Below are 24,308 nucleotides of genomic sequence, written 5' to 3'. Positions count from 1 at the left end.
GAAAGGACGACGATGTCGACTGCATCATCCGTTCCGGCATTCCCCGGCCCAGACCCTTCCGTCTCGTCTCCCGGGCCGGTCACACCGGCCCGGGAGCCCCGCGCCGGGCGGGGGCGGCTGACACAGGTGGCAGCGGTAGGAGTCACCGCCATCGCGGTCCTCGCCGGGGTGCTGGAACGACCCCAGCTGCTGGTCGGCTTCGTGATCTGCGCACTGCTCTTCATCCCGCTCGAACAGTTCRTCCCGCTGGTGCGCCGGCCATTACGCGGGGACTGGCTCGTCGACGTGGTGCACAGCTTCGCCAACCGCCTGCCGATAACGATCGTCGCGGTGCTGACGCTCAACCTGATCGCGCCGGCACTGCACGCGGCCGTCCCGCCGGCCCTGCGCGACTATGTGCTCAGCCGGCCGGGCTGGGTCCAGTTCGTCGTCCTGGTCCTTCTCGCCGACCTGGCGAACTACGCGGGCCACCGTGCCCTCCACGAGATCCCGCTGTTGTGGCGGCTGCACTCGGTGCACCACTCAAGCACCAGCCTGGACTGGCTCTCCACCAGCCGGGGCCACCCACTCGACCAGATCATCAATCTGGTCGTGACGGTCGTTCCCGTGTATGCGATCGGCTTCGACCTGAAGTTCTCGGCGGCCTTCCTGGTATTCCAGTTCTACTTTCCGTTCCTTGCGCACGCGAACACCCGGATCACGCTTCGGCCGCTCAGCGCCGTGTTCGTGACTCCTGCCTTCCACCACTGGCATCACGCCGACGAGCCCGCGGCCGTGAACCGCAACTACGGCGCGGTGCTGTCCATCTGGGACTGGCTTTTCCGCACCGCCCATCTCCCGCGCACGATGCCCACCCGCTACGGCATCGGCCGGGAGCTCCCCGCCGACTGGATCGGCCAGCTCGCCGCTCCTTTCCGGGGACGTTGACACCGGTCGGCGCGGGTGCGGGAAACGCGCCGGACGCCCCGTGCACGGGTGGCCCGTCCGTCATCGTCGACGGACGGGCCACCCGTGCCGGGTCGGTGGGCCTGCGGCAGGTCAGTGCTGGATCAGGGCAGTGTCGGCCCAGGTCAGAATTGACCCAGGTCGGTGTCAGCCCAGGTCGGTGTCAGCCCAGGTCGGTGTCAGCCCAGGTCAGTGCTGGCCCGAGTGCCCGGCACGCGGGACCGAGCGGCGCAGGACGACCCGGTCGAACTCCTTGCTGTACTCGTCGATGCCGCGCACGGTCAGCGTCGAGGTGCCGCCCGGCCGGCCCGGGTCCGACTCGATGGCMACGAAGGCGTAGTTGTCGAACCTGGTCCGCGACCAGCTGATGGACTCGGTCAGCTTCGTGCCGTCGGACTGCCAGGCGTAGCTGTTCGGGACGACGTTCGAGCCCGCGACGATGTGCCCGCGGTAGGACTCGGGCTCACCGGCCTGGAACGCGTAGCGGGGGCGCCCGGCGCTGCCGGCGGTGATGTAGGTGGTGCCGTCCTTGGCCGGCTCGATCGTGGAGCCGTCGGGCGCCTCCCGGGTCGGGGCGGCGGCGCGGATCGGGTCGGTGCGCTCGTACAGGTGGTTGTGCCCCTGCATCACGAGGTCGACGGAGTACTTGTCGAACAGCGGGGACCATGCCGTGCGGACGCCGCCGTCGCTGGCGTGCTGAAGCGTCGTCGAGTAGGCGCAGTGGTGGAAGAAGCAGACGATGAAGTCGATGTCCGGGTCGTTGCGGTAGGCCTTCAGCGTCCGCTCGACCCAGGACGTCTGCGCGCCGCCCGAGTAGCCGGTGTTCGTCCTGATCTCATAGCTGACGTCGTTCGCGTCGAGGGAGAGGACCGCGACGTTGCCGTAGACGAACGAGTACACGCTCGGGCAGCCCTTGGGGCCGCCGTTCGGCAGGTCGAGGCGGGCGAGGTGGCCGCCGTAGCCGTGCGACGAGTAGAGCGCCTCCATGTCGTGGTTGCCGGTGGCGAACATCCACGGGGTGCGGGCGCTGCTCACCTCGATGCCGGCCAGGTAGACGTCCCAGACGGTCGGGTCGAAGTTGTCGTAGCCCGCCGGTACGGTGCCCGCGACGGTGGTGTGCACCGGCGGCCGGCCGGCGCCGGACGGGTCGGCGTAGCAGATGTCGCCGGCGAGCAGGTGGAACACCGGGTCCTGGCGCGCGATGGCGGTGGTGATGTTCGTGGCGTGCGGGGTGGTCGGGTCGTTGGCCGCCGCGTAGTAGTTGTCGGTGAACAGGCCGGCCGGGTCACCGGCGGGCGCGATGTTCGAGCCATGGTCGCCCATCATCGTGAAGCGGAACGAGCCGCCGCCACGGCCCTTGCGGTGGCCGGTGCGGACGGACTGCACCGCCGTCGCCGCCCCGCCCGGAACCCGGAAGCGGTAGTAGTACTCGCGGCCCGGGCTCAGCCGGTCGAACGCGGCGTGGACGTAGTACTGCTCGACGGAGAAGATCGAGCCGTCCAGCTGCGGCACCTGGGAGAGCAGCGGGCGGATCTCGGCCTCGGTGGTGTGCCCGAGGCGGCGGTCGGTGCCGATGTCGACGAGGATCCGGCCGCGGCCCGGGTTGCGGGAGAGCTGCGCCGCGAGGCGTAGCTGTGCGGACGGGTCCGCGCCGAAGGCGGTGTGCCGGCCGCCGATGACCAGGGGGCTGTCGGTGTTCGTCGCCGCGTAGGCGGCCCGTCCGAACGGGGTGCCGAGCAGGCTGGCCGCCCCGGCGCCCGCCAGGCCGCCGAGCAGCAGGCCGCGGCGGCTGACCGGGCGGCGACGGAGGTAGGTCTGCAGCCACTCATGCTGCTCGGCGATGGTCATATCCTCGGCGAGATTCGCCGGGACACCCGATGCAACCACTTCACCAGAAGGACTCACAGGCATGACTTAGAACGTAGGACGCCATTCCCGCGAAAAATCGGACGGCGGGATTACCGGAGGCCAAAGACTCGGTAAACAGAAACAGTCGAAGCTGTGAGACTCCAGTTCGATGCCCGGTCCGCCGATAAATCTACAACCGTGTGGGAGTACCGCCGCCCCACAGGCCCACCAACTGCCCGAACAGGCGATTTGAAGCGGCAGGGACGAACATCCGAAATTCCCTCCCCAAAACTCCGCCAGTTCGACGGGAAACCTCTTCGCCAACCGACCTGAATCCACCTTTCACAAACATGGTTCCACACCCTGAACGAAGCCGAGAACTCTCCACCCTGGAAGGAACTACGGAGCTTCACAGCACCCTGGAACGGGGCCGGACCCGGAACAGCTCGCCGCCGAGAAGAGGTCGCACCACTTCGCCGTGATCAGGGACGACCGGGCCGCCTCGGTGACGACCCGCCCACACGTAGCGCAAGTGCCACCGCTGGCCATCACCGTGGCCGGCCGACCAGCGGCTGTCCTCGGCCCGGTGAGTCCGCGCGGGTGGCGGCGCCGGGGCGACCTGGCGGAACTCTTCGCCCACCCGGAGGGCACCGATTTGCCGCAGGACCGCAACCTCGTCGACGTGGCGAGCGAGGAGGCCCCGAGGATTTCCGAGCCGGAATCCTGACGCGGGGCAGCGCTGCGCATCACAACCACGCCGGAGCGAGCCCGGGGCGGGTGGCAACCGCTACCGTACGAGTCGGGTGACTGCCTCGGGAAGCCGGGCCGGCCGAGGGAGGTGCGTGGGTTTGGTCGCGCAGGAGCGCGTCGATGCCGCGCGGAACCGCGCCGCGATCCTGGCCGCGGCGGCGGACCTGTTCGACCGCGAGGGCACCGAGACAGTGTCCATGAGCGACATCGCCGAGGCGGCTGGTGTCGGCAAGGGCACCGTGTTCCGGCGCTTCGGCGACCGTACGGCGTTGATCGAAGCAGTTCTGCAGCCGCGCGTCAACGCCCTGAGCCAGTGCGTCGAACACGGCCCGCCCCCACTCGGGCCTGGCGCTTCACCCGCCGACGCGATGCGCTCCTACCTCGACGCGCTGCTGGATTTCGTGGTGGCCAATCGTGCCCTCATCCGGGCTCTCGAGCACCGTGGCCCCAACGCCTACTACGCCAACGCCTCCAGCCGGTACTGGATCGCCGAGCTGACCAGGCGGATCGCCGCCGCCCGCCCCGAGGAGGACGCGGACTACCTGGCCCACGTCCTGTTCACCGCGCTGCGCGCCGACGTCGTCGACTATCTGATGACGGCTCGTGAGATGTCGCTGCAGCGCGTCCGGGCCGGCCTGCACCAGATCGCCGGAGTCTGAGCCACCACCGCCCGGGTGCTCAGGTGCCGAGCGGCCCAGGTACCAGGCCGCCCGGGTAGTCAGGCGGCGGGGCGGCCCATGGTGGCGACGGCGTCGGCGTCGCGGACGCGGGCGGCGACCACGATCCCGAGCGCGGCGACCGCCGCGGCGACGTAGAACCCCCACTGGAAGGTGCCACCGAGGCCACCCGCGGCCGAGCCACCCGTCTCGCCGGGCCTGGCGAGGCTGAGCGCGGTCGTGACCAGCGCGACGCCCACCGCGGCGGCCAGCTGGCGCAGTGCGTTGAACAATGCCGAGGCCTGCGCGTTGTCCACGCGGGAGATCGTGGCGAAGGCAGCCGCCTGCGCCGGGGTCATCACGAGGCCGGCCCCGAAACCGAACACGAACAGGACCACGCGGAACACCCAGAGCGAGGCGTCGACGTCCAGCAGCCCGAGGCCCAGGGTCGACAGGGCGATGACGGCCAGGCCACCCATCATCAGCCGGCGCGGGCCCACCGTCGGGTAGAGACGCCCGGAGATCTGGCTCGCGACCAGCACTCCGATGGCCTCGGGAAAGATGACGAGCCCGGACGTCGTCGCGCTGGCGCCCCGCACCGTCTGCATGAGCAGCGGGATCAGGAACAGCACGGCCATGAACGCCATGAACATCGCGCCCAGGGTGAGGCTGACGTTGCGGAACAGCGCGTTCCCGAACAGGCGGAGCACCAGCAGCGGATGGGCGCATCGCAGCTCCCACCACAYGGTGGCAGCGGTCGCGACGATCCCGATGCCGGCGGTGGTGAGGATGAGCGGCGAGGCCCAGCCCCTGGTGGGCCCGACCGACAGCGCGTAGAGGATCAGCGCGAACCCGCCGGCGGAGAGCACGAAGCCGACCACGTCGAAGGCGCCGGTGGACGGCCGCCGGTGATCGGCGAGGAAGAGGGCGCCGAAGACGAACGCGACGATCCCGATCGGGATGTTGACCAGGAACACCCAGTGCCAGGAGGCCTGGTCGGTCAGCACCCCGCCCAGGATCGGCCCGACCGCGGGCGCGATGACCGTGGGCACGACGAGAATGCGCGCGGCACGCGCGCGCTCCGCCGGCGGGAACACGCCGAAGAGCATGGCCATGCCGACCGGGGTGAGCAGCCCGCCGCCGACTCCCTGCAGGATGCGGAACCCGACCAGCTCCGGGACGCTCTCAGCCAGGCCGCACAGCGCGGAGGCCGCGGTGAAGATCGCGAGCGCGGCGAGGAACACCGGCCGGGTGCCGAACCTGTCCGCCAGCCAGCCCGAGGCGGGGATCACCACCGCCAGGCTGACCAGATAGCTGACCACGATCTCGTCGATCGAGTCGGGCGCGACACCGAGATCACGTGCGATCGACGGAAGCGCCACGTTCACGATCGTGGTGTCCATGATCGTGATGAACATCGTTGCGACGAAGAGTGCGGCGACGACCACCCGCTGGTCGGGTCCACGGCGGCGCGTATCGCCCATACGGGCTCCTTCCGGCTCGCCACCCACCACGAGCAGGCTCGGGCGGCGGCGTCGACAGCTGGGCCCAGCGTTGAATGGACCCACATAGTGAGGACTCCTCACTATGTGGGCACCCACCCAGTTCCGTCAACCGTGGACGCAGCCCGACGCCGCCCTGGGGCCCGGGGTCAGCCGGTCAGGTCGTTCCGTCCACGCACAGCCGCGGCTGGACGACCTGGAACGCCGCGCCGGTCGGGTCGATCTGCACGAACGCGTTGCACCGCAGCGGAGTCGTCTGGTTCGTGCTGAGATCGACCGGCTCGATCAGGCCGCTCGCGTCGAAGTCCTTCACCGCGCGCAACGCGCTGATGAAGCCTTCCCGGGTCGGGCACTCGCCGGCAAGCTCCAGCCCGCGCAGGAACATATCGGCATAGATGTACGCGTACACCGCGAACTGCTGTTCGGGTTGTGCGGTTTCCGGCGCGTACTGGCTCATCGCCTGGTGGTATCGGTCGATCGCCTCGCCGCCGCCCTCGAAGGGGTGGAAATAGACCGGGAAGGACACGCCGACGAGCTGCTGCCCCAGCCGGCTGAGCGTGCTGCGGTCATATCCGCTCAGGGACACGCTGACCTTCAGCGACACATCGGCTGCCGTCACCGCCGCCGAGATCTGCGCGAAGTCGTCCAGGGTGGTGAAGCCGATCAGTGCGTCCGCGCCGCTCGCGGCGATCCGCTTCGCGATGCGGCTCGGGCTGTCGGTGCTCGCCTCGAACGGAATCACCTCGACCGTGGGAAGCCCGACCTGCTGGAATTCCGCTCCGTACTTGTGGGCGAATCCCATGACGTAGTCCGAGGAGCCGGTCGTCACGATCGCGAGCTTCGTCCCACCGCGGGCCAGCATGTAGCGGGCCACGGTCGCCGGCGAGGGGTCGTAGAGGTCCGTGAACCAGTTCGAGTACTTCCCGTAGTCCGGCTGCGCCAGGCCGACGACCGGCACGCCTTCCTTCTGCAGGGTCTCCGGTGACTGGCCGTTCGACGACGTCACCATCACCAGCCCGAAGACGGACTCCTGGTGGACGAGGTCGACGGTCGCCTGCTCGTTCACCGCACCGGTGCTCTCGTCGTCCCGCCAGACGTAGGTGACTTCGCGCCCGTGGACACCACCGTTCGCGTTGGCCAGCCCGATCCTGGCGTCGAACCCGGAGCGGGCCGAGGCGAGCGCCTCGCTCCCGGTGCCCGTGCTGGAGAAGACGAGGCCGAGTTTGACCTGGTCGGTGCTGATGCCCGGAGTGTCGCAGGCGCCGTTCGCCTCCGCTGCGGACCCGGATGTGGAGCAGCTGGTCGCGGCAGCCGCGATGATTGCGGCCGCCAGGCCTAACCGTCCGACAATTCGGTGCCTGCGCACGAGATCCCCCTTTGGGTACACGGACGACGCCGTCCTGGACGCCGCGGGCTGAATCGAGCCCCGCACACCACCCGGGACCCCACAGCACCAACCGTAATACTTCAAATACTTCCGTTGTTTCGGGAGATAGTAGTGCGTCCGATCCAGGGCTGCACATGGTGCGCTACCTGCGACGACGCGATGACACGATCCTCGCCTGCGGCGGGGCTGCGCACCCCCCGGAACCTCCTGGGCGGCCCTTAGCCGCGCCAGAACGGATAGTTCCCCGTACTCCCGGCGACGGCCGACAACCTTACTCGGCAGTACACGATCTAGGGCAATCGCCAAAATTCAGGCCGAGGGATCTATGGCAATCGCCAAAATTCGGGCCGAGGCCAGCGTGCGCACCAATTCGGGCAGTCGCGAACGCCCATGTTGCCGGCTGGCCGACCATGAATTCGATATCCGGACCAGCACAGTTCCGGATCAAGACAGTTCCGTATCCCTGCGGAACCGCCACCCGACACCGGCTCCGCGGAACCGCGGTTGGGCGTCACCGGTGGATGGGGCCGGCTCCGTCCCGCAGCGGCGTCGGAGCGCGCCGGGTAAGGACCGCAAGTGCCTCGGCGCTGATCGCAAGGGCTATCTCCGTGACGGTGCGGGCGCCGAGGTCGAGCCCGACCGGGCCGTGGATCCGCGCCAGATCGCCGTCGCCGACGCCAGCCGCGCGCAGCCGCTCCAGACGCAGGGCGTGCGTCCGGCGGCTGCCGAGGGCGCCCACATAGCCGACGCCCGCGCGCAGCGCCGCGATCAGCACCGGATCGTCCACCGCGGCGTCGTGCGCGAACGCCACCAGGCCACCGGAGGGGCCCAGCCGCTCCACCGCGCCGACCCCGGTGGAGGCCACCCCGACCGTCGTCGCCCGCCACCCCAGCAGCCGTGCCTGCGCGGCGATGGCCTCGGCCAGCGTGCCGGCGCCGAGCAGTACCAGGTGGGTGGTCGGGACGAACAGCTCGACCACGGTCGCCCCCTCGACGGCCGCCGCCGTCCGGCCGGCGAGGAGAAGGCGGCGCACCGTGTCGGCGAACCCGCCCTCCTCGTCCGGTGACTGCGCCTGCGCCGGCACAGCCACCGACGCCGCACCCGCAGCCGCAGCCGCAGCCGGCGACGCTGACGTCGACGTCCGAACGGGCTGGCCTGGTTCGACGGCGCGCGACCGCCCGCTGACGAGGTCCGTGACGAGAGCGACCAGACATCCCGCCCGCAACCGCTCGACCGCGGCGGCGGGAAGCGCCGAGGCACGCTGCAACAGCACGTCGACGTGCCCGCCGCAGCTGAGCCCCGCCTCGCGCGCGTCGCCATGGGGGAGGTGCATCGGTACCACGCGAGCGGTGTCCGCCGAGGCGATCAGGTCGGCGGCCGCGCCACGGACCGGACCGTCGATCGCACCCCCCAGCAGCTCCCCGAGAACAGTTCCGTCGGCCGTGACGGCCAGCGTCTCACCCTCGGTGCGGACACCGATCCCGCGAGCGGCGACGGGGCGGGCGAGGACGACGTCACTCGCCTCGCAGCCCCCGGCGAGCACCTGAACCAGATCATGCATCAGCACGACAACCCTCCATGCCACAACGAAGGCGCAGATCTGAAGCAAACAGTGAGTCTAGTACCGCATATTCGGTCTATATTCGCGCTGTCGATCCGCACCTGCGGACGTGGCAGCTCGACGGAGCCCTGGTCAGGCCGGGTCGAGGTGCCGAGCGGCAGTGTCGCCGCCGACGGCGGTCGAACCATCCGCAGCGCGGAGGTCCGTTGCCACGGCCTGCGCTCCGGCGGCTCGCGGTGGACGTCCCCGGCCTACCGCGGGCCAGTTGAGGAACCCACTTGAAGAACCAATCCGAGGACTGCGATCACCAGATGTCAGAAACTCGCTTCCAACAACGCCGCCTGACCGCTCTCCTGGCGGCGGTGCTGCTGGCCCTTCTCACCACCCTGACCGCCTGTGGCGACGACACCACCGGCAGCACCAAGGACGCCCCGGCGGCGACCCAGGCCGCGCCGACGACCCGCACCGTCACCGACATGTCGGGCAACAAGGTCGTGGTGCCGTCGCGCCCGATGCGGGTCGTGACGAACTACCCGGCCGTCACACAGATCATCTTCCTGCTCGGCGCGATCGAGCGACAGGTCGGCGTGACCCAGACCAACCTGACGACCCTCCCGCTGTTCAAGAAGATCTATCCGCCGCTCGCGCAGAAGACCGCCGTCTTCGGCACGGACACCACCACCGTGAACACCGAGGTCCTGCTCGCGCAGAAGCCGGACCTGGTGCTGCTGACCGCAGGCAACGACACGCTCCGCAAGACGATCACCGACCTGGGCATCCCGGCCGTGGACGTCGCCAGCTTCCCGAACTCCGACAAGCTGAAGGAAGGCGTCACCTTCATCGCCGACGTGCTCGGCGGGGACGCGCCGGCCCGGGCGAAGAAGTTCACCGAGTTCTACGACGGCACGATCTCGCGCGCCGCGGAGGGCACGAAGGGCCTCACCGACGCGGAGCGCCCGAAGATCTACTACACGGCGGACAACCCGCTGAGCACCGACGGCAGCAAGACGATCGCCGAGGTCTGGGCGCGGCAGGGCGGCGGCGTGGCCGTCACCGAGGGCGGTTCGGTCTCCGGCACCGCGAAGCCCGTGACGCTCGAGGCCGTGGTCGCCTGGAACCCGGACTACATCTTCTGCCGGGACCACACGACCTGCGAGGAGATTCTCAAGGACGACCGCTTCGCGGAGGTCGCCGCGGTCAGAAACCACCACGTGATCACCAACCCGCGCGGTGTGTTCGTCTGGTCGGCACGCAGCGCCGAGTCCGCGCTGCAGCCGCTGTGGGTCGCCAAGACCCTGCACCCCGACAAGTTCGCCGACGTGGACATCGAGAAGGAGGTCAAGGAATTCTACACCACCTTCTACGACTACAAGCTCACGGACGCCGAGGTCGACGGGATCCTCAGCCCGACCGAGCCCTGATCCGGACCCTGATCCCAGGCACCGCCTGAGGGCGGTGTGCAAGGCCGGGCGGCGGTTTGACCAGCCGCCACCCGGCCGACCAGGCACCAGGCACCAGGCACCAGGCACCAGGCCAGCATCGATCGTTTTCGGCCTCGCCGGACCGCGCTCGAGCCTCGCCGGAACGCGCCGCGCCACACCGCGGCGGCGCCCGTCCGTCCCGTCCAGGCGCCGAAGTGTGACCAAGAACCCTCACGTCGTACACGGACATTCGTTCGATGTGCGTGATACACATAGTTGTACGGTACAGCTATCTGTGGGGTGCATATGGTGTCCAACGAAGTCTCCGGCCGGTCCGGGCCGGTTCCCCCGAAGGGCTCCGGGGTCGCCGAGGACCCATCCCGCGCCAACGCGATCGTCGCCGTCCTCGCCGTCAGCGGCGTGATCGTCGCCCTGATGCAGACGCTCATGGTGCCGCTGCTCCCGGTGATGCCACGCCTGCTGGGCACCAGTGCGGCGGACGCCTCCTGGACCATCACGGCCACCCTGCTGACCGGCGCCGTCGCCAACCCCGTGTACGGGCGGCTGGGCGACCTCTTCGGCAAGCGGCGCATGCTGCTCGTCTCCGGCTACTTCCTGGCCGGCGGCTCGCTGATCTGTGCGCTGAGCAGCTCTCTGGTGCCCGTCATCGCCGGGCGTGCCCTGCAGGGCCTGGGCCTGGCGATCATTCCGCTGGGCATCAGCATCATGCGCGACCTGCTGCCCGCGAAGCGGCTCATCCCCGCCATGGCGCTGATGAGCTCGTCCCTGGGCATCGGTGGCGCGCTGGGCCTTCCCATCGCGGCGATCGTGGCGCAGAACTTCGACTGGCACGTGCTGTTCTGGGGCTCGCTGGCGGCAACCGTACTGATCATCGCGCTCGTCGCGGTCGTGGTCCCCGAATCCCCGGTGCGGGGTGAAGGCAGCTTCGACRTGCCCGGCGCGGTGACGCTCTCCGCCGGCCTGGCCGCCCTCCTGCTCGCGGTGTCGAAGGGCTCCGCGTGGGGCTGGTCGAGCGCCACCACGCTGGGGCTGTTCGGCGGGGCCGTCATCGTCCTGCTGGCCTGGGGCTGGTGGGAGACCCGCATCCCGGCCCCGCTGGTCGACCTGCGGACGTCCAGCAAGCGGCCGGTGCTGCTCACGAACATCGCCTCCATGGTGCTCGGCTTCGCGATGTACGCCATGTCGCTGATCGCGCCGCAGCTGCTGCAACTGCCGAAGGCGACCGGGCACGGCCTCGGGCAGTCGCTGATCGAGACCGGGCTGTGGATGGCCCCCGGCGGCCTGGTCATGATGGCCGCCTCGCCGTTCGCCGGCCGGCTGATCGCGGCTCGCGGGCCCAAGGTCTCCCTGGTCACCGGCGCGGGCATCATGACCGTCGGGTACGTCATCGCGCAGGGCCTGATGAGTGCTCCGTGGGGCCTCCTCATCGTCTCCGCCGTGATCAGCCTGGGCGTCGGGTTCGCCTACGCGGCGATGCCGGCACTCATCATGAGCTCGGTTCCGGCGTCCGAGGGTGCCGCGGCGAACGGCCTCAACACCCTGATGCGGTCGATCGGGACGTCCACCGCGAGCGCGGTGATCGGCGTGGTGCTGGCGAACATGACCGTCGCCTTCGGGTCGAGCGCGGTGCCCTCCCTCACCGGCATGCGGGTCGGCTTCGTCATCGGTGCGGGTGCCGCACTGGCTGCGTGCCTGCTCGCCCTCGCCATCCCCGGCCGCAGGTCCCAGGCTGCCGGGGCCGTCCGGGCCGTCGAGGCCAGCGGGCCGGCCGGGATCACCGCGGCTGTCGCGACCACCGAGAACGCGGTTCCCAGCCAGCGCCGGGTCGGCGTGTCGGCCACGACCGAGCCGAGCCGCGCCGCCGCCTCCTCCTGACCGCAGACCTACGGCGCGAAGCCGCGGCTCCTCCCGGGCCGCGGCTTCGCGCGTTTCGGCTTCGCAGCGGACGATCCAGCCCACGCCAAAGGGATCACTCGAAAAGAATTATTCCGAGAGATGAATTCTGATACAAAGCTCCCGTGCTACAAAGCTGCCGCTCTGTCCCATCCGTCACCGCAGGCAACGTGCCTCGACCGGGTCCGGCCGGCAGTTCCCTCGAACAGGACGGCGGTGCCCGCATGCACGTGGAAGCCAGCCCAGGCACGACCCCGCTCGTGCCCGACAACTCGTGGACGCACCTGGTGACCCGCGGGTGGTCCGCATGATCAGGCAGCCACTCGCCGGCCTGCGGGTCGTGGAATGCGCGAGCTTCGTAGCCGGGCCGACCGGTGGGATGACCCTGGCCCAGCTCGGCGCCGACGTGATCAGGATCGACCCGATCGGCGGCGGCAGCGACTTCCAGCGCTGGCCGGTGGCCCCGACCGGTGAGAGCTACTACTGGACGTCCCTCAACAAGGCCAAGCGCTCGGCCGCCATCAACCTGCGCGCCGCCGAGGGCAAGGAGCTGGTCACGGCGCTGATCACCGCACCCGGGCCGGAGCAGGGCATCCTCGTCGACAACGTGGTCGGGCGCCGCTGGATGGCCAACGACGTCCTCGCCGCCCGCCGGGCGGACCTGATCCACGTGCGGGTCCAGGGCTACCCCGACGGCCGGCCGGCCGTCGACTACACCGTCAACGCCGAGGTCGGCCTGCCCGGCATCACCGGGCGGGAGGAGGGCGGCGCGCCGGTCAACCACGTGTTGCCCGCCTGGGACTACATCACCGGCCTGAGCGTCTCGACCGCCGTCCTCGCCGCGCTACGCGACCGCGACCGCACCGGCGCCGGAGCGTTCATCGAGCTCGCGCTCTCCGACGTGGCACTGGCCGGCGTCGCGAACATGGGCTGGCTGTCCGAGGCCGCCGCCCGCGGCGGGGAGCGGCCACGGCACGGCAACCACGTCTACGGCAGCTTCGGCGTCGACTTCACCTGCAGCGACGGCATCCGGGTGATGGTCGTCGCGCTCACCGAGGGCCAGTGGGCGGCGCTGTGCTCGGTCACCAAGACCGGCGAGGTGTTCGGCGCGCTGGAGACCGCGCTGGACGCCGACCTGAACTTCGAGGCCGACCGGTACCGCCTGCGTGAGACCATCGCCGCGGTGCTGCGCCCCTGGTTCGCCGCCCGTGAATACGCGCAGGTCGCGGGCGAGCTCGACGCCGCCCGCGTGCTGTGGAGCCGCTACCAGGGCATGTCGGACGTCGTCGCCGCGCACGCCGCGAACCCGCTCGCCGTGCTGGCGGACGTCGAGTTGCCCGCCAGTGATCCGTCCCGTGGGCCGGTCACGTCGATCACGGCGCGCTCGCCGATGCGGTGGGACGGCGAGTACGGTGCTCCCGGCGACGCGCCGCGGCTCGGCCAGCACACCGCGTCCGTGCTCAGTGACGTGCTCGGGCTCAGCGACGCGGAGATCGGCCGCCTCGTCGACAGCGGTGTGATCGCCGCCGGGGCAACGGGAACGTCAGGAGCGGCGGAATGACGGTCGGTGCGGTCGGTGCTGGCAGCGCGGTCGGTGCTGGCAGCGCGGTCGGTGCTGGCAGCGCGGTCGGTGCTGGCAGCGCGGTCGAAACGATCGAAACGATCGGGGAGGTCGCCGAGGGGCCGTACTTCGACGAGCTGACCGTCGGCCAGACGTTCCGCTCCGCGCCCGGGGTGACGCTCACGCCGGGCCTGGTCGACGTCCACCGCGCCATCGTCGGCGGCCGGCTCCCCCTCGCGCTCGACCACGCGCTCTACACCGAGGTGACCGGCGGCACCGCGCTCGCCCCGCCGAACGTCGTCTGGGACGTCGCCATCGGGCAGTCGACGGTCGTCACCCACCATGTGAAGGCCAACCTGTTCTACCGGGGGCTCGTCTTCCGCCGCACCCCCGAACTCGGTGACACACTGCGGACGTCCACCGAGGTCGTCGCGCTGCGGCAGAACAGCGTGCGCCCGGGCCGGCGGCCCACCGGGCTCGCCGTGCTGCGGATCACCACCGTCGACCAGCACGGGCGCCCTGTCCTGGACTTCTGGCGGTGCGCGATGCTGCCGCTGCGTGATCCCGACCGGGCCACCGGGCATCGCGACGACGTCGACGCGGTCGGCGCCCAGCCGGACCCGGCGGACCTCGCCGCGGTCGTCGACGGCTGGGACCTCACCCGCTTCGCCGCCGCGACCGAAGGCGTCCGCTTCACCGACCTCAAGGCCGGGCAGAGCTGGCAGGTCGGCGGCGGCGACGTCGTGTCGAACGCCCCTGAGCTCGCCCGCCTCACCCTCAACATCGCGCAGGTCCACCACGACGCCGCGGCCGGCGGCGGACGTCGGCTGGTCTACGGCGGCCACACCATCGGCCTGGCGTTCGCGCAGGTCACCCGGGCACTGCCGACGCTGGTCACGGTCGCCGGCTGGCACGGTTGCGACCACGTGGGCCCCGTCCACGAGGGCGACACCCTGCGCAGCGAGATCACGGTGGAGGACCTGACCCCGCTCGCCGCCGGCGGCGGCCTGGTCAGCCTGCGCTCACGGGTACGCGCCGACACCGCCCCCACCGGCGACGCCGGTGCTGTTGGCGACGCCGGTGCTGCCGGCGGGAGCGGCCGGGACGTCCTCGACTGGCGGTTCGTGGCCGTCCTCCCCTGACGCCCGGCCCCCGATCAGCCCTGGCCAGCCGTCGGCGCCGCGGTGACGGCACCGCTGGCGGCTGGCCCGAAGAGTGGAGGATTCCGGTCGTTCTCGCGACCGGAATCCTCCACTCCTGTCCGGTAGCAATGCCAGTCCCGGCGGCGGCCCGCAGCTGCCTGGCCTTCCGCTCAGCCGGCCGGGCACACCCCCTGGAGAAGCGCGCAGAAGCTGTCCCGGCCGACCTGCCAGCCCTTCCCGGTTCGGACCAGCATGACCATGGTGTCGCGGGTCGTCGGCCCCTCAGGGCCCCCGAGGGCGTCGGGCATCCGCACGGTCGGATCGGTGAAGGTGAGTGTGATCGTCGCCCCGGCGCGGCCGGGCACCATGACCACCGCGTCCACCACGTTCACCGCCACCCGCAGCGTGCGTGCCAGCCCGGGATGCTGCGAGCGGTACAGCGCCAGGCCCGACGCGAGGTCCGCGCCGTTCTCGACCGCCGCGAGCACCCGGTCCGGCGGAGTCGTCGTGCTGAACGCCTGGGCCACCACCGCGCGGATGGCCCGGTCGTCGGCTGGATCTGTTCGCGGCGGCGACCCGACAACGAGCCCGTCGGCGACCCGACGTATGTCGCTCTCAGTGGCCGGAGCCCTCGCGGCGACCTCGAGGCAGAGACCGTCCTGTTCGATCCAGACGAGGCTGAACACCTCCTTGACATCCAGTTGAGTGAGCAGCGCGGGGTCATTCTGGTGGGTGAGCAGCGCGGGCCGGCCCCTGACCGTCACCCGCTCGAACCGGCGCTGCTGCGCACGCATCCGGATCTCGACTTCGTCGAAGGTCAGTTCCGGGTTCCATTCCGTAGTGACGGCGACGAAGCCTCGCTGCCCGTCGACGGCACCGGGGTAATCGAAGCGGGAAGTTCTTGCCTGCTTTTCACCCCACCCCGACCTCGCCCCGCGGCCCGGGACCACTCCAGCGGGCAGCCAGGTGATGTCGACACCACCGACGTCACGGGTGGAGAGCAACCCGAGGGGATCCGTAATCGGCGCGGGGGACGGGCTGGTGACGGCGGGTGACGGCCCGGCYGGTCTGATCTCGACGGCGTCGGAACCTGACCGGGCCACGACGAGGCCGGTGGAGAACACCGCCACCAGCACTGCCATCGCCGCGCCGAGGACGGCCCGCCGGTTGCGGCGGCGTCGGCGAAACCGTTCGCGGGCGGCCTGGGCCAGGTCGGGCCCGGCTGTGAGCGGCTCGGTCGCGCCCCGCATGGCCTCGCGTAGTCCCAGTTCGAGGTCGATGCTCACGGATTCCTCCCCGTCATCGGTAGGGAACGGTCGACGAGTTCGGTGCTGGCCCGCAGCCGGGCGAGCCCGCGCGAGGCATGGGTCTTGACCGAGCCGATGCTGCACCCCAGGGCGGCCGCGACCTCCGCCTCCGGCAGATCGTCGAAATACCGCAGGACGAGCACCGCCCGCTGCCGGGCCGGCAGGGTCATGAGCGCGCGGATCAGTTCGTCGCGGGCCAGGAGATGATCCGCGTGGTCCGGCGGGCCGACCACGTCATGTGGTCCCAGCGGGACCTCTCTGATCCGGTTACTTCGCCATCGGCTCGCGGCGGCGTTGACCAGCGCCCTACGCACATAAGCCTCCGGCTGACCGACCGAAACCCGCGGCCAGTGCCGATAGGTGCGCTCCAACGCCCCCTGGACGAGGTCCTCCGCCGCGGCGCGCTCCCCGACCAGCAGGAAGGCGCAGCGCAGCAGCCGGTCACCCGTGCGCGCGACGAACTCCTCGAACGCACGTTCATCCCGTGCCTGCACCCGATATGTCCTCTCCGTGTCCCTGCCCCTTCTGAACGCCACAGCGAGCGCACAGGTTGACAGGTACGGTCAGGTTTCCGGTTCCGGTGCAGCACCCGAACGGATCTTCGCCACCCAGCACGTCGTGCCAGCAACCGTCGGACCTCCGCGAGCCCGCCAGACCGGTTTGGCGAGCCGCAAGAACGAACGATTTCGGTCGTTCCAACGACCAGAATCCTCACTTCTTGCGGATCGACAAGTGAAACTTGGCCCTTCTTGCACCTCTTGAGGGAATTGCCGGTGCCGGGCGATGGCGGGGTCAGGCAACCGGCACGGGTAGCCGGCACGGGCAACCGGCACGGGCAACCGGCACGGGTAGCCGGCACGGGCAACCGGCACGGGTAGCCGGCACGGGTAGCCGACGAACCCGCTCGGTGATGTCGCTCGGTGATGTCGCTGGCACCTAAGGGTGAACCCCTATGAGGGCGGCTTGATCCACCACCGGGGCGAAAGCTAGTTTCGGGAGCGCAAGGTAATTAGTCGTGGGGGCACGACTGGGAATCTCCGTCAAAAAGTCGACGGATTCCCGAGGAAAGAGAAGCTATGCAGCTCTCGCGTTCCCGGAAAAAGCGGACCCTGGCGCTGGCCATGGTGGCGGTCGCCGGCTCACTGGGCATCGGAATCGCCGCGGAACCCGCAGGCGCGGCGACCTGTTCCGACGTCGACATCGTCTTCGCCCGCGGCAGCGGCGAGCTGGCCGGCCTGGGAATCACGGGCACCCCGTTCGTCAACTCCCTGAAGACGAACCTGACCGGGAAGTCGGTCAGCTCCTACGCCGTCAACTACGCCGCCGACCTCGCCCAGACCTCCGCCGGCCCCGGCGCCACCGACATGACCCGGCACGTGAAGTCGGTGGCCGCGTCCTGCCCGAACACGAAGTTCGTGCTCGGCGGGTACTCCCAGGGTGCGAGCGTCACCGACATCTCGATCGGCATCCCGACCCTGCTCGGCACCGGTGAGACCATCCCGACGAACCTCGCGCCGCGGGTCGCCGCGGTGGTCGTGTTCGGCAACCCGCTCGCGCTGTACGGCCAGCACATTCCCACCGCCAGCGCGCTCTACGGCTCGAAGGCCAAGGAATACTGCAACCTCGGTGACCCGGTCTGCGCGGCCGGGTACAACACGCTGGCGCATCTCACCTACGGGTATGACGGCAGCACGACCAGCGGCGCCGCGTTCGCCGCGGCCAAGGTGCGTGCACTGGGCTGACCGCCCAGGCCGAGCAAGTGGTGAATGTCGGGGCCGAGGCCAGGCCGGTCCGGCACCAGACCGGGTTTGGAAGCCACCGGCCCCGACATTCACGAAAAACAAACTCCGTACTGCGCGGTGTTGCGGTGTTTATTCCTGCACGCCGCGCAGGTGCGGGGCCATCATCAGCGGGGTGACGCTGAGAACGCCGGAATCCACCGGCAGCGTCACGCCGGTCACCCAGCGCGCCTCGTCGGAGGCGAGGTAGCCGACCGCCCAGCCGACGTCCCAGCCGGTGCCGGGCGTGCCCAGCAGGCCCGCCTCGTTACGGAGCCGGTTGCGGAAGTCGGCCATCGCGTCCTGGCCCGACACCGAGTTGACCATCGGAGTGGTGATGTGGCCGGGCGCGATCGCGTTCACCCGGATTCCGTCCCGGCCGTGGGAGTAGGCCATGTCGACCGTCATCGCGAGGATCGCGCCCTTGGCGGCGGAGTAGGCGATGGTGCCGTCGCCGCGCAGCGCGGAGATCGACGAGATGTTGACGATCGAACCGGCGCCTTTCGCGGCCATCACCGGCACCGCGTACTTCGACGCGAGGAAGACCGTGCGCAGGTTCAGGTTGAGGCTGCGGTCCCACGCCTGTTCGGTGGTGTCGACGACGGTCCCGACCGAGGCCAGGCCGATGTTGTTGACGAGGATGTCCACCGTGCCGAACGTGTCGACGGCGGCGTCGACCATCGCCTCGCAGTCGGCCGCGCTGGTCACGTCGGCGCCGAAGACCTTGGCCTTGCCGCCCTCGTCCTCGATCATCTGTAACGTCTCCTCGGCCCGCTCGGGGTGCAGGTCGACGAGCAGGACACTCGCGCCTTCCCGGGCGAGCACCACCGCGCTGGCCTTGCCGGTCCCCATCCCGGGACCCGGCGTGGAGCCGGCGCCCGTGACGATGGCGACCTTTCCCTCGACCCGTCCAGTTCCACGTGGCATCGCCGTCTCCTTGCTCTCGCCCGGCCTCTTACCCGGTCTGTGTCGGTACAGCTCGTTCGCCAACCGCCTGTTCGCCGGCTACCTGCCCGCCGGTTGTCCCCTCGTCAGCTGCCTCTTCGCCGGCGACCTGCTCGTCGGCTAGCGCCAGCGGGTCAGCAGGGCCGCGCCTGCCTCGAAGCCGCCCACGTTGGTCACCGCGGCCACCTCGGCACCGGCGACCTGCCGGGCGCCCGCCTCACCCCGCAGCTGGCGGACGGCCTCCGCCGTGTGCCCGAAGGACGCGTGCAGCCGCCCGCCGGAAAGCTGCCCGCCCCAGGTGTTGAGCGGCAGCTCACCGCCGAGCCCGATCCGCTTCCCGCCCTCGACGAAGGCGCCGGCCTCGCCGGTGCCGCAGAACCCCATGGCCTCCAGCCACCACACAGCCTCGATCATGAAGCCGTCGTAGAGCTGGGCGACGTCGACGTCGGCCGGGCGCAGGCTCGTCCGGTTCCACAGCGCCGCCGCGGTGGCGTAGCCGACCCGGCTCATGTCCTCCCACTGCTCCCAGGACGGACGTCCGTCCACCACCCCGGCCATCGCCTCGATGGCGACGGGTGCCCGCAGGTCCGCGGCGGCGTCCGAGGCGGAGATGACGATCGCGGTCGCGCCGTCGACGGRCACGTCGCAGTCGTACAGGCAGATCGGCGTGGAGATCATGCGGGAGGCCAGGTAGTCGTCCACGGTGAGCGGGTCGCGGTAGACGGCGTCCGGGTTGAGGGCCGCGTGCGCCCGCTGGGTCACCGGTATCCAGGCGAGCTGCTCGCGGGTCACGCCGTAGTCGTGCATGTAGCGGGTGGCGTACGGGGCGACCTGGCACACCGGGGAGAGCGCGCCGATCGGCAGCAGCCAGGCGAGCGGGCCCTCGGCCGCCGGATGGATCGAGCCGTAGGCGGGCCGGCCGCCGGCGTTGCGGGCCGCGCTGCCCTCCTTCACCGTCCGCCAGATGACGACATGCCTGGCCTGCCCGGTGGCGACGGCCTGCGCCGGGCCGTAGAACGGCAGGCTCATGCCCTCGACCTGGCCCTGCCGCCAGGATGTCGTGATGCGCAGCGCGTCCTGGATCTCGTACAGGTTGCCGTTCGCGTAGCCGGGCAGGTTGGCCTTGCCTCCGCCGGGGAACATGGCGAGCCCGTCGATGTCGTCGACGGTCAGCCCGGCGTCGGCGATCGCCGCGAGCACCGCGTCGAGGGTGAGCTGGAAGCCGGACCGGTCGATGCGCCGCCCGACAGCGGACTGCCCGATCCCGGAGATGACGGCCCGTCGCTCGAAGTGGTCGGTGCCGGTGGTGCCGGTCATGACGCCGCACCTGGTTCTGCCGCGGCCGCAACCGCGACGAAGCTGGGGACGGCGTAGCCGCCCGGRCCCGGTTCGAAGCCGACCTCGACCTCGGCGCCGATGGCCACCTCCTCGGGGGCGCAGCCGCGCAGCCGGCCGGCGACCCGCACTCCCGGATGGCCCGGGAACTCAACGAGGACGATCGCGTAGGGCACCTCCAGGCCGGGCAGCCAGCGCTGGTGGTTCACGGTGAAGCTGTAGACCCGGCCCCGCTCGGTGATCTCCACGAACTCGACCGGCCGGTGGCGGCAGGCCCGGCAGATCCCGTAGGGCGGGAACGACTCGGCGCCGCAGGCGCCGCAGTGCTCGACGAGGAGGCGGCCTTCCGCGGCGGCGGTCCAGAACGGCTCGGTCTCCTCCGTCACCGCCGGCGGGATGCCGACCGTGCCGACCGGCGCCGTCACGCGGAGCGCCCCGCTCTGGCCGACGCGGGCGCGGGGGCCGAACCCGGGGCCGATGCAGGCGCCAGACCCGTCGACGGGTCTGGCCGAGCTTCCCCTCGAACCATTAAAAAGTGTACGCTCACTCCGCTATTCTGCCACGCAAGCTCGGCCGTGCGGGCCGACATTCCGCGACTGACGCCGGCAAGTGCCGAGGTCACGGCCCGCACCGGTCCGAACGCGGGGCGCCGGCAGCCCGCGGGCCGAATCCCCGGGCGGGATCGGCACCCTCGGGCGGGTCCGGGGCCCGGCCTGCCGGCCGGTCAACCAACCGGCCGGCCGGCTACCGCACGCGCCCGACCGGTCGTCCGCGAAGGAGCCCTTGTTGCCAGACAACCACATCGTCTTCGGAGCAGCGGCGATCCCCGAGCCGGACCGGGCGTGGCTCGCCGCCGCCGAACGCCTCCCGATCGAGTCCGTCTGGCATGGCGGGCACGTCCTGCCGCGGACGGGCACCGGTGAGGCGCTCACCCGGCTCGCGCTGATGACGGCCTGGACCGAGCGGGTCCGCGTCGGCACCGCCGTCCTGCTGGCCCCGCTCTACCAGCCGGTCGTGCTCGCCAAGCAGATCGCCGACCTCGACGTGCACAGTGGCGGGCGGCTCTCGATCGGGGTCGGGGTCGGGGGTGAGTTCCCGCACGAGTTCGACGCCGTCGGCGTGCCGGTCGCCGAGCGCGGGCCGCGCACCGACGAGACCCTGGAGATCCTGCGCGCGCTGTGGAGCGGGGGCCCGGTCAGCCATCACGGCAAGTTCTTCCACTTCGACGACGTCGAGCTGCACCCGGTGGCGTTACGGGACGCGGGCACCGGCGAGCCACGGCCGGTGCGGCCCGGTGGGCCGCCGCTGATGGTGTCCGGGCGCAAGGGCGCCGCGATGCGCCGCGCGGCCCGCCTCGGCAACGGCTGGATGCCGTACCTGGTCTCCCCGGACGCCTACGCCCGGACCGTCACCACCGTCCGCGAACACGCCGAATCCGCTGGTCGTGACCTCGACGCGASCGGCTTCGAGTGGATGATCTTTCTCTACTGCTCGATTCGCCGCGACCGGGACCGCGCCCGGGACGACGTCGCGAAGTTCCTCGGCAAGGCCTACGGGGACAAACCGGGCGGCATGCTGGACCGCATCGCCCCCGCGGGCACGCCCGAGGACGTCGCCGCCCGCCTCCAGGAGTACGTCAACGCCGGTGTGCGCCACTTTGTGATCTCACCTGCCGCGCACGAGGACACCCTCGATGTGATCACCCTCGCGGCCGAGGAGGTGCTGCCGAGGCTGGTCGCCCCACCGGCGCCCGATCCCGAAGGATCGGCCGCCGCCACGCTGTCCACGTCGGCCGCCGGGAGCGCCTCATGAGCGCGGCCGTCGCCCTCGGGGCGCAGCGCCCGTGCGCGGGGCTGACAGTCGTCGAGGTCGCGGTCGGCACCAGCGACCTCGGGCTGGGGCTCGCCGGCGGCGTGCCCGGCATGATCTTCGCCGACCTCGGTGCTCGGGTCGTGCGCGTGGTGGGCACGGCGACACCCGAGCTCGACGAGGAGGTCGCCTGGGGCCAGGTCTGGCACCGCGACAAGCACCTGGTCGTCACCGATGACCCGGCACACATCCGTGACCTGCTGCTCGGCGCGGACGTGGCCATCGTCTACGGCCCCGAGCAGCTCGTCGAGGAGCGCGGGCTGGGCTGCCTCGAGCTCACCACCGCCCGCCCAGGCCTGGTCTACCTGCGCTGCCGGCCCAGCCGGACGTCCAAGGGCACCGCGGCGGACTTCGGGCTGCTCGTGGAGGCACGCGCCGGCTTCTGCACCCAGCTGGCCGGGCACCGCCCGGGCCCGATCTTCGTCGACGCGCAGGCGTCCGGCAGCGGCACGGCGTTCCTGCTCATCACCTCGGCGCTCGCGCTGCTGCGCCGCCGGGCCGCGACGGGCCACGGCGGCTGGGCCGAGACGTCCCTCTACGACGGTCTGCTGGCCACCCTCGGCTGCATGATCGGGCGCTCCGAGCGGGCCGCCACGGAGATCGAGTCGTACTGGGAGAAGGGCTCGACCTTCCCCAACTTCCTGTACCGCTGCGCGGACGGCGAGCTGCTCCAGGTCTGGTTCGGCGGCAAGGGCATGTACGCGCGCCTCATCGAGGTGCTCGGCGACACCCCCAGCGCGGAGGGCTACTACGCCGACCAGATGACCGGGGCGCTGAACGAGCGCGCCCGGCGCTGGCGCTCCCCGTTCGCGCTGCGGCCGCGGGCGGACTGGCTGACCCGGCTGCGGGCCGCCGGGATCGCCTGTGAGCCGGTGCTGCGCCCCGGTGAGGCGCTCGCCGACCCGCACCTGGCCGAGATCGGCCTCGCCGTGCCCCGCTCCGAGGCGGGCCACGAGGACGTCGTCGTCGGCTCGCCGATCTCCGTCCAGTCAGCGGAGCCGGCCACCGACACCGCAGCCGCAGCCGGTGTCGGCGCCGGCGCCGCAGCGGGCAGGCGTGGCCCGCAGGCGGGAGGGGCGCCGGGGCTCGCGCTGCACGGCGTGCGGGTCCTGGACTTCTCAGCCTTCGTGGCCGGCCCGCTCGCCGCCCAGGTGCTGGCCGACCTGGGCGCGGACGTCATCAAGGTCGAGCCGCCGGGTGGTGAGGCGATGCGGGCCGCGGCCTACGCGGTGGCCGCCTGCCAGCGCGGCAAGCGCAGCCTCGCCATGGATCTGGGCGCCGCCGAGACCAGGCCGGTCGTCGAGCGGCTGATCCGCTGGGCCGACGTCGTCCTGCACAACTTCCGCGTCGGCGTGGCCGAGCGGCTGCGCATCGACGCCGGCACCGTCGCCGCGCTCAACCCGAGCGCCGTCTACTGCCACGCCAGTGCCTTCGGGCCGTCCGGGCCGCGGGCGAAGCACCCGGGCAACGACGCGCTGATGCAGGCGCTGACCGGGCTGGAGCAGGCCGTCGGCGGCGCCGGGAACGACCCGGTGGCCCCGACCTGGATCCCGCTGGACATCACGGGCGGCTGGGTCGCCGCGGCCGGGATCCTCGCCGGGCTGTACGCGCGGGAGGCCACCGGGCGCGGGCAGCGGGTGGATACCAGCCTGCTCGGCGCCGGGATGCTCCTGCAGAGCGGCGTGTTCTTCCGGGACGGCGAACCCGTGGCCACCCCCACCCTGGACGCCGCCCAGACGGGCTACGGCCCGGGCTATCGCATCTACCCGGCCCGGGACGGCCGCTGGTTCGCGCTCGTCGTGCCGGACCGGGACGCCTGGCAGCGCCTGCGCACCCTGCCACCGCCCGCCGGCGTGGGCGTCAGCGGCGGCACCGCCACCAGCACCGACTCCAACACCAGCACCAGCACCAGCACCGGCACGCCGGTAACCGGCGGCGAACCCCTGCCCGAGGCGTACGTCCCGCTGCGCGGCGGCGCGCAGGACGCGCTCGCCCGCCAGGCGGAGGCCACGCTGGAGGCCACGTTCGCGACCGCGACGGCGGCCGAGTGGGTGGCGCACCTGCGTGCGCACGGCCTGGCGGCCGAGCTGGTCGACGAGCTCGACCGGGACGGGTTCCGCCGCGCGGTGCTGGACGATCCGGTGAACCGCCAGCTCGGGCGGGTCGCGTCCTACGACGTGGCGGACTGGGGCTGGTTCGAGCAGATCGGGCCGCTGCTGCGCTACGGCCCCCGCACTCCGGAAGCCCCCCGGCCGACGCTCCCCGGAATCGGCGAGCACAGCACGGACATCCTGACCGGGCTCGGCTTCTCCGCCGAGGAGATCAACAGCCTGTTGGCCAGCAAGAGCATCCACCAGGCGGGCCAGGTCCTATAATGAGCGGGTGTT

At 71.2% G+C, this 24,308-nt stretch carries 18 protein-coding genes; 9 read left to right on the top strand and 9 right to left on the bottom strand.

Annotation, left to right across the window (positions count from 1 at the left end; all coding sequences use genetic code 11):
• The first annotated feature begins 126 nt into the window (after positions 1-126).
• A complete protein-coding gene (locus CcI49_RS10440) occupies positions 127-927 on the top strand; it encodes a sterol desaturase family protein (RefSeq protein ID WP_158230743.1) in 801 nt (266 codons plus the stop codon).
• A 207-nt stretch (positions 928-1,134) separates the two neighbouring features.
• Here CcI49_RS10440 and CcI49_RS10435 read toward each other — a convergent pair whose 3' ends face one another.
• On the bottom strand, positions 1,135-2,856 hold the full coding sequence (locus CcI49_RS10435) for a metallophosphoesterase (RefSeq protein WP_076826014.1): 1,722 nt from the start codon (positions 2,854-2,856) through the stop codon (positions 1,135-1,137).
• Positions 2,857-3,641: 785 nt separating this feature from the next.
• On the opposite strand from CcI49_RS10435, the gene CcI49_RS10425 reads away from it, so the two are divergent.
• On the top strand, positions 3,642-4,202 hold the full coding sequence (locus CcI49_RS10425; RefSeq protein WP_054570933.1) for a TetR/AcrR family transcriptional regulator: 561 nt from the start codon (positions 3,642-3,644) through the stop codon (positions 4,200-4,202).
• 59 nt (positions 4,203-4,261) lie between these two features.
• On the opposite strand, the gene CcI49_RS10420 is transcribed toward CcI49_RS10425, so the two are convergent.
• From CcI49_RS10420 to CcI49_RS10410, 3 genes are all read right to left on the bottom strand, one after another.
• Complete coding sequence (locus CcI49_RS10420) at positions 4,262-5,683, bottom strand: MDR family MFS transporter (RefSeq protein ID WP_076826011.1); 1,422 nt, start codon at positions 5,681-5,683, stop codon at positions 4,262-4,264.
• Positions 5,684-5,858: 175 nt separating this feature from the next.
• Positions 5,859-7,067: an ABC transporter substrate-binding protein gene (locus CcI49_RS10415; RefSeq protein ID WP_054570931.1), complete on the bottom strand. Its 1,209-nt coding sequence runs from the start codon at positions 7,065-7,067 to the stop codon at positions 5,859-5,861.
• A 532-nt stretch (positions 7,068-7,599) separates the two neighbouring features.
• Entirely contained in the window at positions 7,600-8,649 is a 1,050-nt protein-coding gene (locus tag CcI49_RS10410) for an XdhC/CoxI family protein (protein ID WP_076826036.1), read from the bottom strand.
• A gap of 311 nt (positions 8,650-8,960) precedes the next feature.
• Between CcI49_RS10410 and CcI49_RS10405 the strand changes: the two genes are divergently transcribed.
• The 4 genes from CcI49_RS10405 (at position 8,961) to CcI49_RS10390 (ending at position 14,687) form a co-directional block, all read left to right on the top strand.
• On the top strand, positions 8,961-10,070 hold the full coding sequence (locus CcI49_RS10405) for an ABC transporter substrate-binding protein (RefSeq protein WP_076826008.1): 1,110 nt from the start codon (positions 8,961-8,963) through the stop codon (positions 10,068-10,070).
• A gap of 306 nt (positions 10,071-10,376) precedes the next feature.
• Positions 10,377-11,966, top strand: coding sequence for an MFS transporter (locus CcI49_RS10400; RefSeq protein ID WP_076826005.1), 1,590 nt, complete (start codon positions 10,377-10,379; stop codon positions 11,964-11,966).
• Between the two features lie 325 nt (positions 11,967-12,291).
• The gene (locus tag CcI49_RS10395) at positions 12,292-13,545 is read left to right on the top strand and encodes a CoA transferase (RefSeq protein WP_054571007.1); all 1,254 of its coding nucleotides are present in this window, start codon (positions 12,292-12,294) and stop codon (positions 13,543-13,545) included.
• Positions 13,542-14,687, top strand: a complete 1,146-nt coding sequence (locus tag CcI49_RS10390; protein WP_241839987.1) for a MaoC family dehydratase — start codon at positions 13,542-13,544, stop codon at positions 14,685-14,687. The genes CcI49_RS10395 and CcI49_RS10390 overlap by 4 nt, the downstream gene beginning before the upstream one ends.
• A 170-nt stretch (positions 14,688-14,857) precedes the next feature.
• Here the strand turns inward: CcI49_RS10390 and CcI49_RS10385 are convergent, their stop codons facing one another.
• Both CcI49_RS10385 and CcI49_RS10380 read right to left on the bottom strand, forming a co-directional pair.
• Positions 14,858-15,973, bottom strand: a complete 1,116-nt coding sequence (locus CcI49_RS10385; protein WP_054570928.1) for a hypothetical protein — start codon at positions 15,971-15,973, stop codon at positions 14,858-14,860.
• Positions 15,970-16,488, bottom strand: a complete 519-nt coding sequence (locus CcI49_RS10380; RefSeq protein WP_054570927.1) for a SigE family RNA polymerase sigma factor — start codon at positions 16,486-16,488, stop codon at positions 15,970-15,972. Before CcI49_RS10380 ends, CcI49_RS10385 begins: the two co-directional genes overlap by 4 nt.
• A gap of 582 nt (positions 16,489-17,070) precedes the next feature.
• On the opposite strand from CcI49_RS10380, the gene CcI49_RS10375 reads away from it, so the two are divergent.
• Entirely contained in the window at positions 17,071-17,736 is a 666-nt protein-coding gene (locus CcI49_RS10375) for a cutinase family protein (protein ID WP_054570926.1), read from the top strand.
• 129 nt (positions 17,737-17,865) lie between these two features.
• On the opposite strand, the gene CcI49_RS10370 is transcribed toward CcI49_RS10375, so the two are convergent.
• The 3 genes from CcI49_RS10370 to CcI49_RS10360 form a co-directional block, all read right to left on the bottom strand.
• A complete protein-coding gene (locus CcI49_RS10370; RefSeq protein ID WP_076826003.1) occupies positions 17,866-18,699 on the bottom strand; it encodes an SDR family oxidoreductase in 834 nt (277 codons plus the stop codon).
• Between the two features lie 138 nt (positions 18,700-18,837).
• Positions 18,838-20,034: a thiolase family protein gene (locus tag CcI49_RS10365; protein ID WP_076826001.1), complete on the bottom strand. Its 1,197-nt coding sequence runs from the start codon at positions 20,032-20,034 to the stop codon at positions 18,838-18,840.
• Positions 20,031-20,477 (bottom strand): OB-fold domain-containing protein, encoded by a 447-nt coding sequence (locus tag CcI49_RS10360; RefSeq protein WP_241839986.1) that lies wholly within the window; start codon positions 20,475-20,477, stop codon positions 20,031-20,033. The genes CcI49_RS10365 and CcI49_RS10360 overlap by 4 nt, the downstream gene beginning before the upstream one ends.
• A 361-nt stretch (positions 20,478-20,838) precedes the next feature.
• On the opposite strand from CcI49_RS10360, the gene CcI49_RS10355 reads away from it, so the two are divergent.
• The gene (locus CcI49_RS10355) at positions 20,839-21,864 is read left to right on the top strand and encodes an LLM class flavin-dependent oxidoreductase (protein ID WP_076826031.1); all 1,026 of its coding nucleotides are present in this window, start codon (positions 20,839-20,841) and stop codon (positions 21,862-21,864) included.
• Positions 21,861-24,296 (top strand): CoA transferase, encoded by a 2,436-nt coding sequence (locus tag CcI49_RS10350; protein WP_076825999.1) that lies wholly within the window; start codon positions 21,861-21,863, stop codon positions 24,294-24,296. The genes CcI49_RS10355 and CcI49_RS10350 overlap by 4 nt, the downstream gene beginning before the upstream one ends.
• Positions 24,297-24,308 lie beyond the last annotated feature (12 nt).

The sequence above is a fragment of the Frankia sp. CcI49 genome, assembly GCF_001983215.1.
Taxonomy (GTDB): domain Bacteria; phylum Actinomycetota; class Actinomycetes; order Frankiales; family Frankiaceae; genus Parafrankia; species Parafrankia irregularis.
Note: the sequence above shows the minus strand (reverse complement) of the source record. Positions and strands in the feature narration are given on the sequence as shown.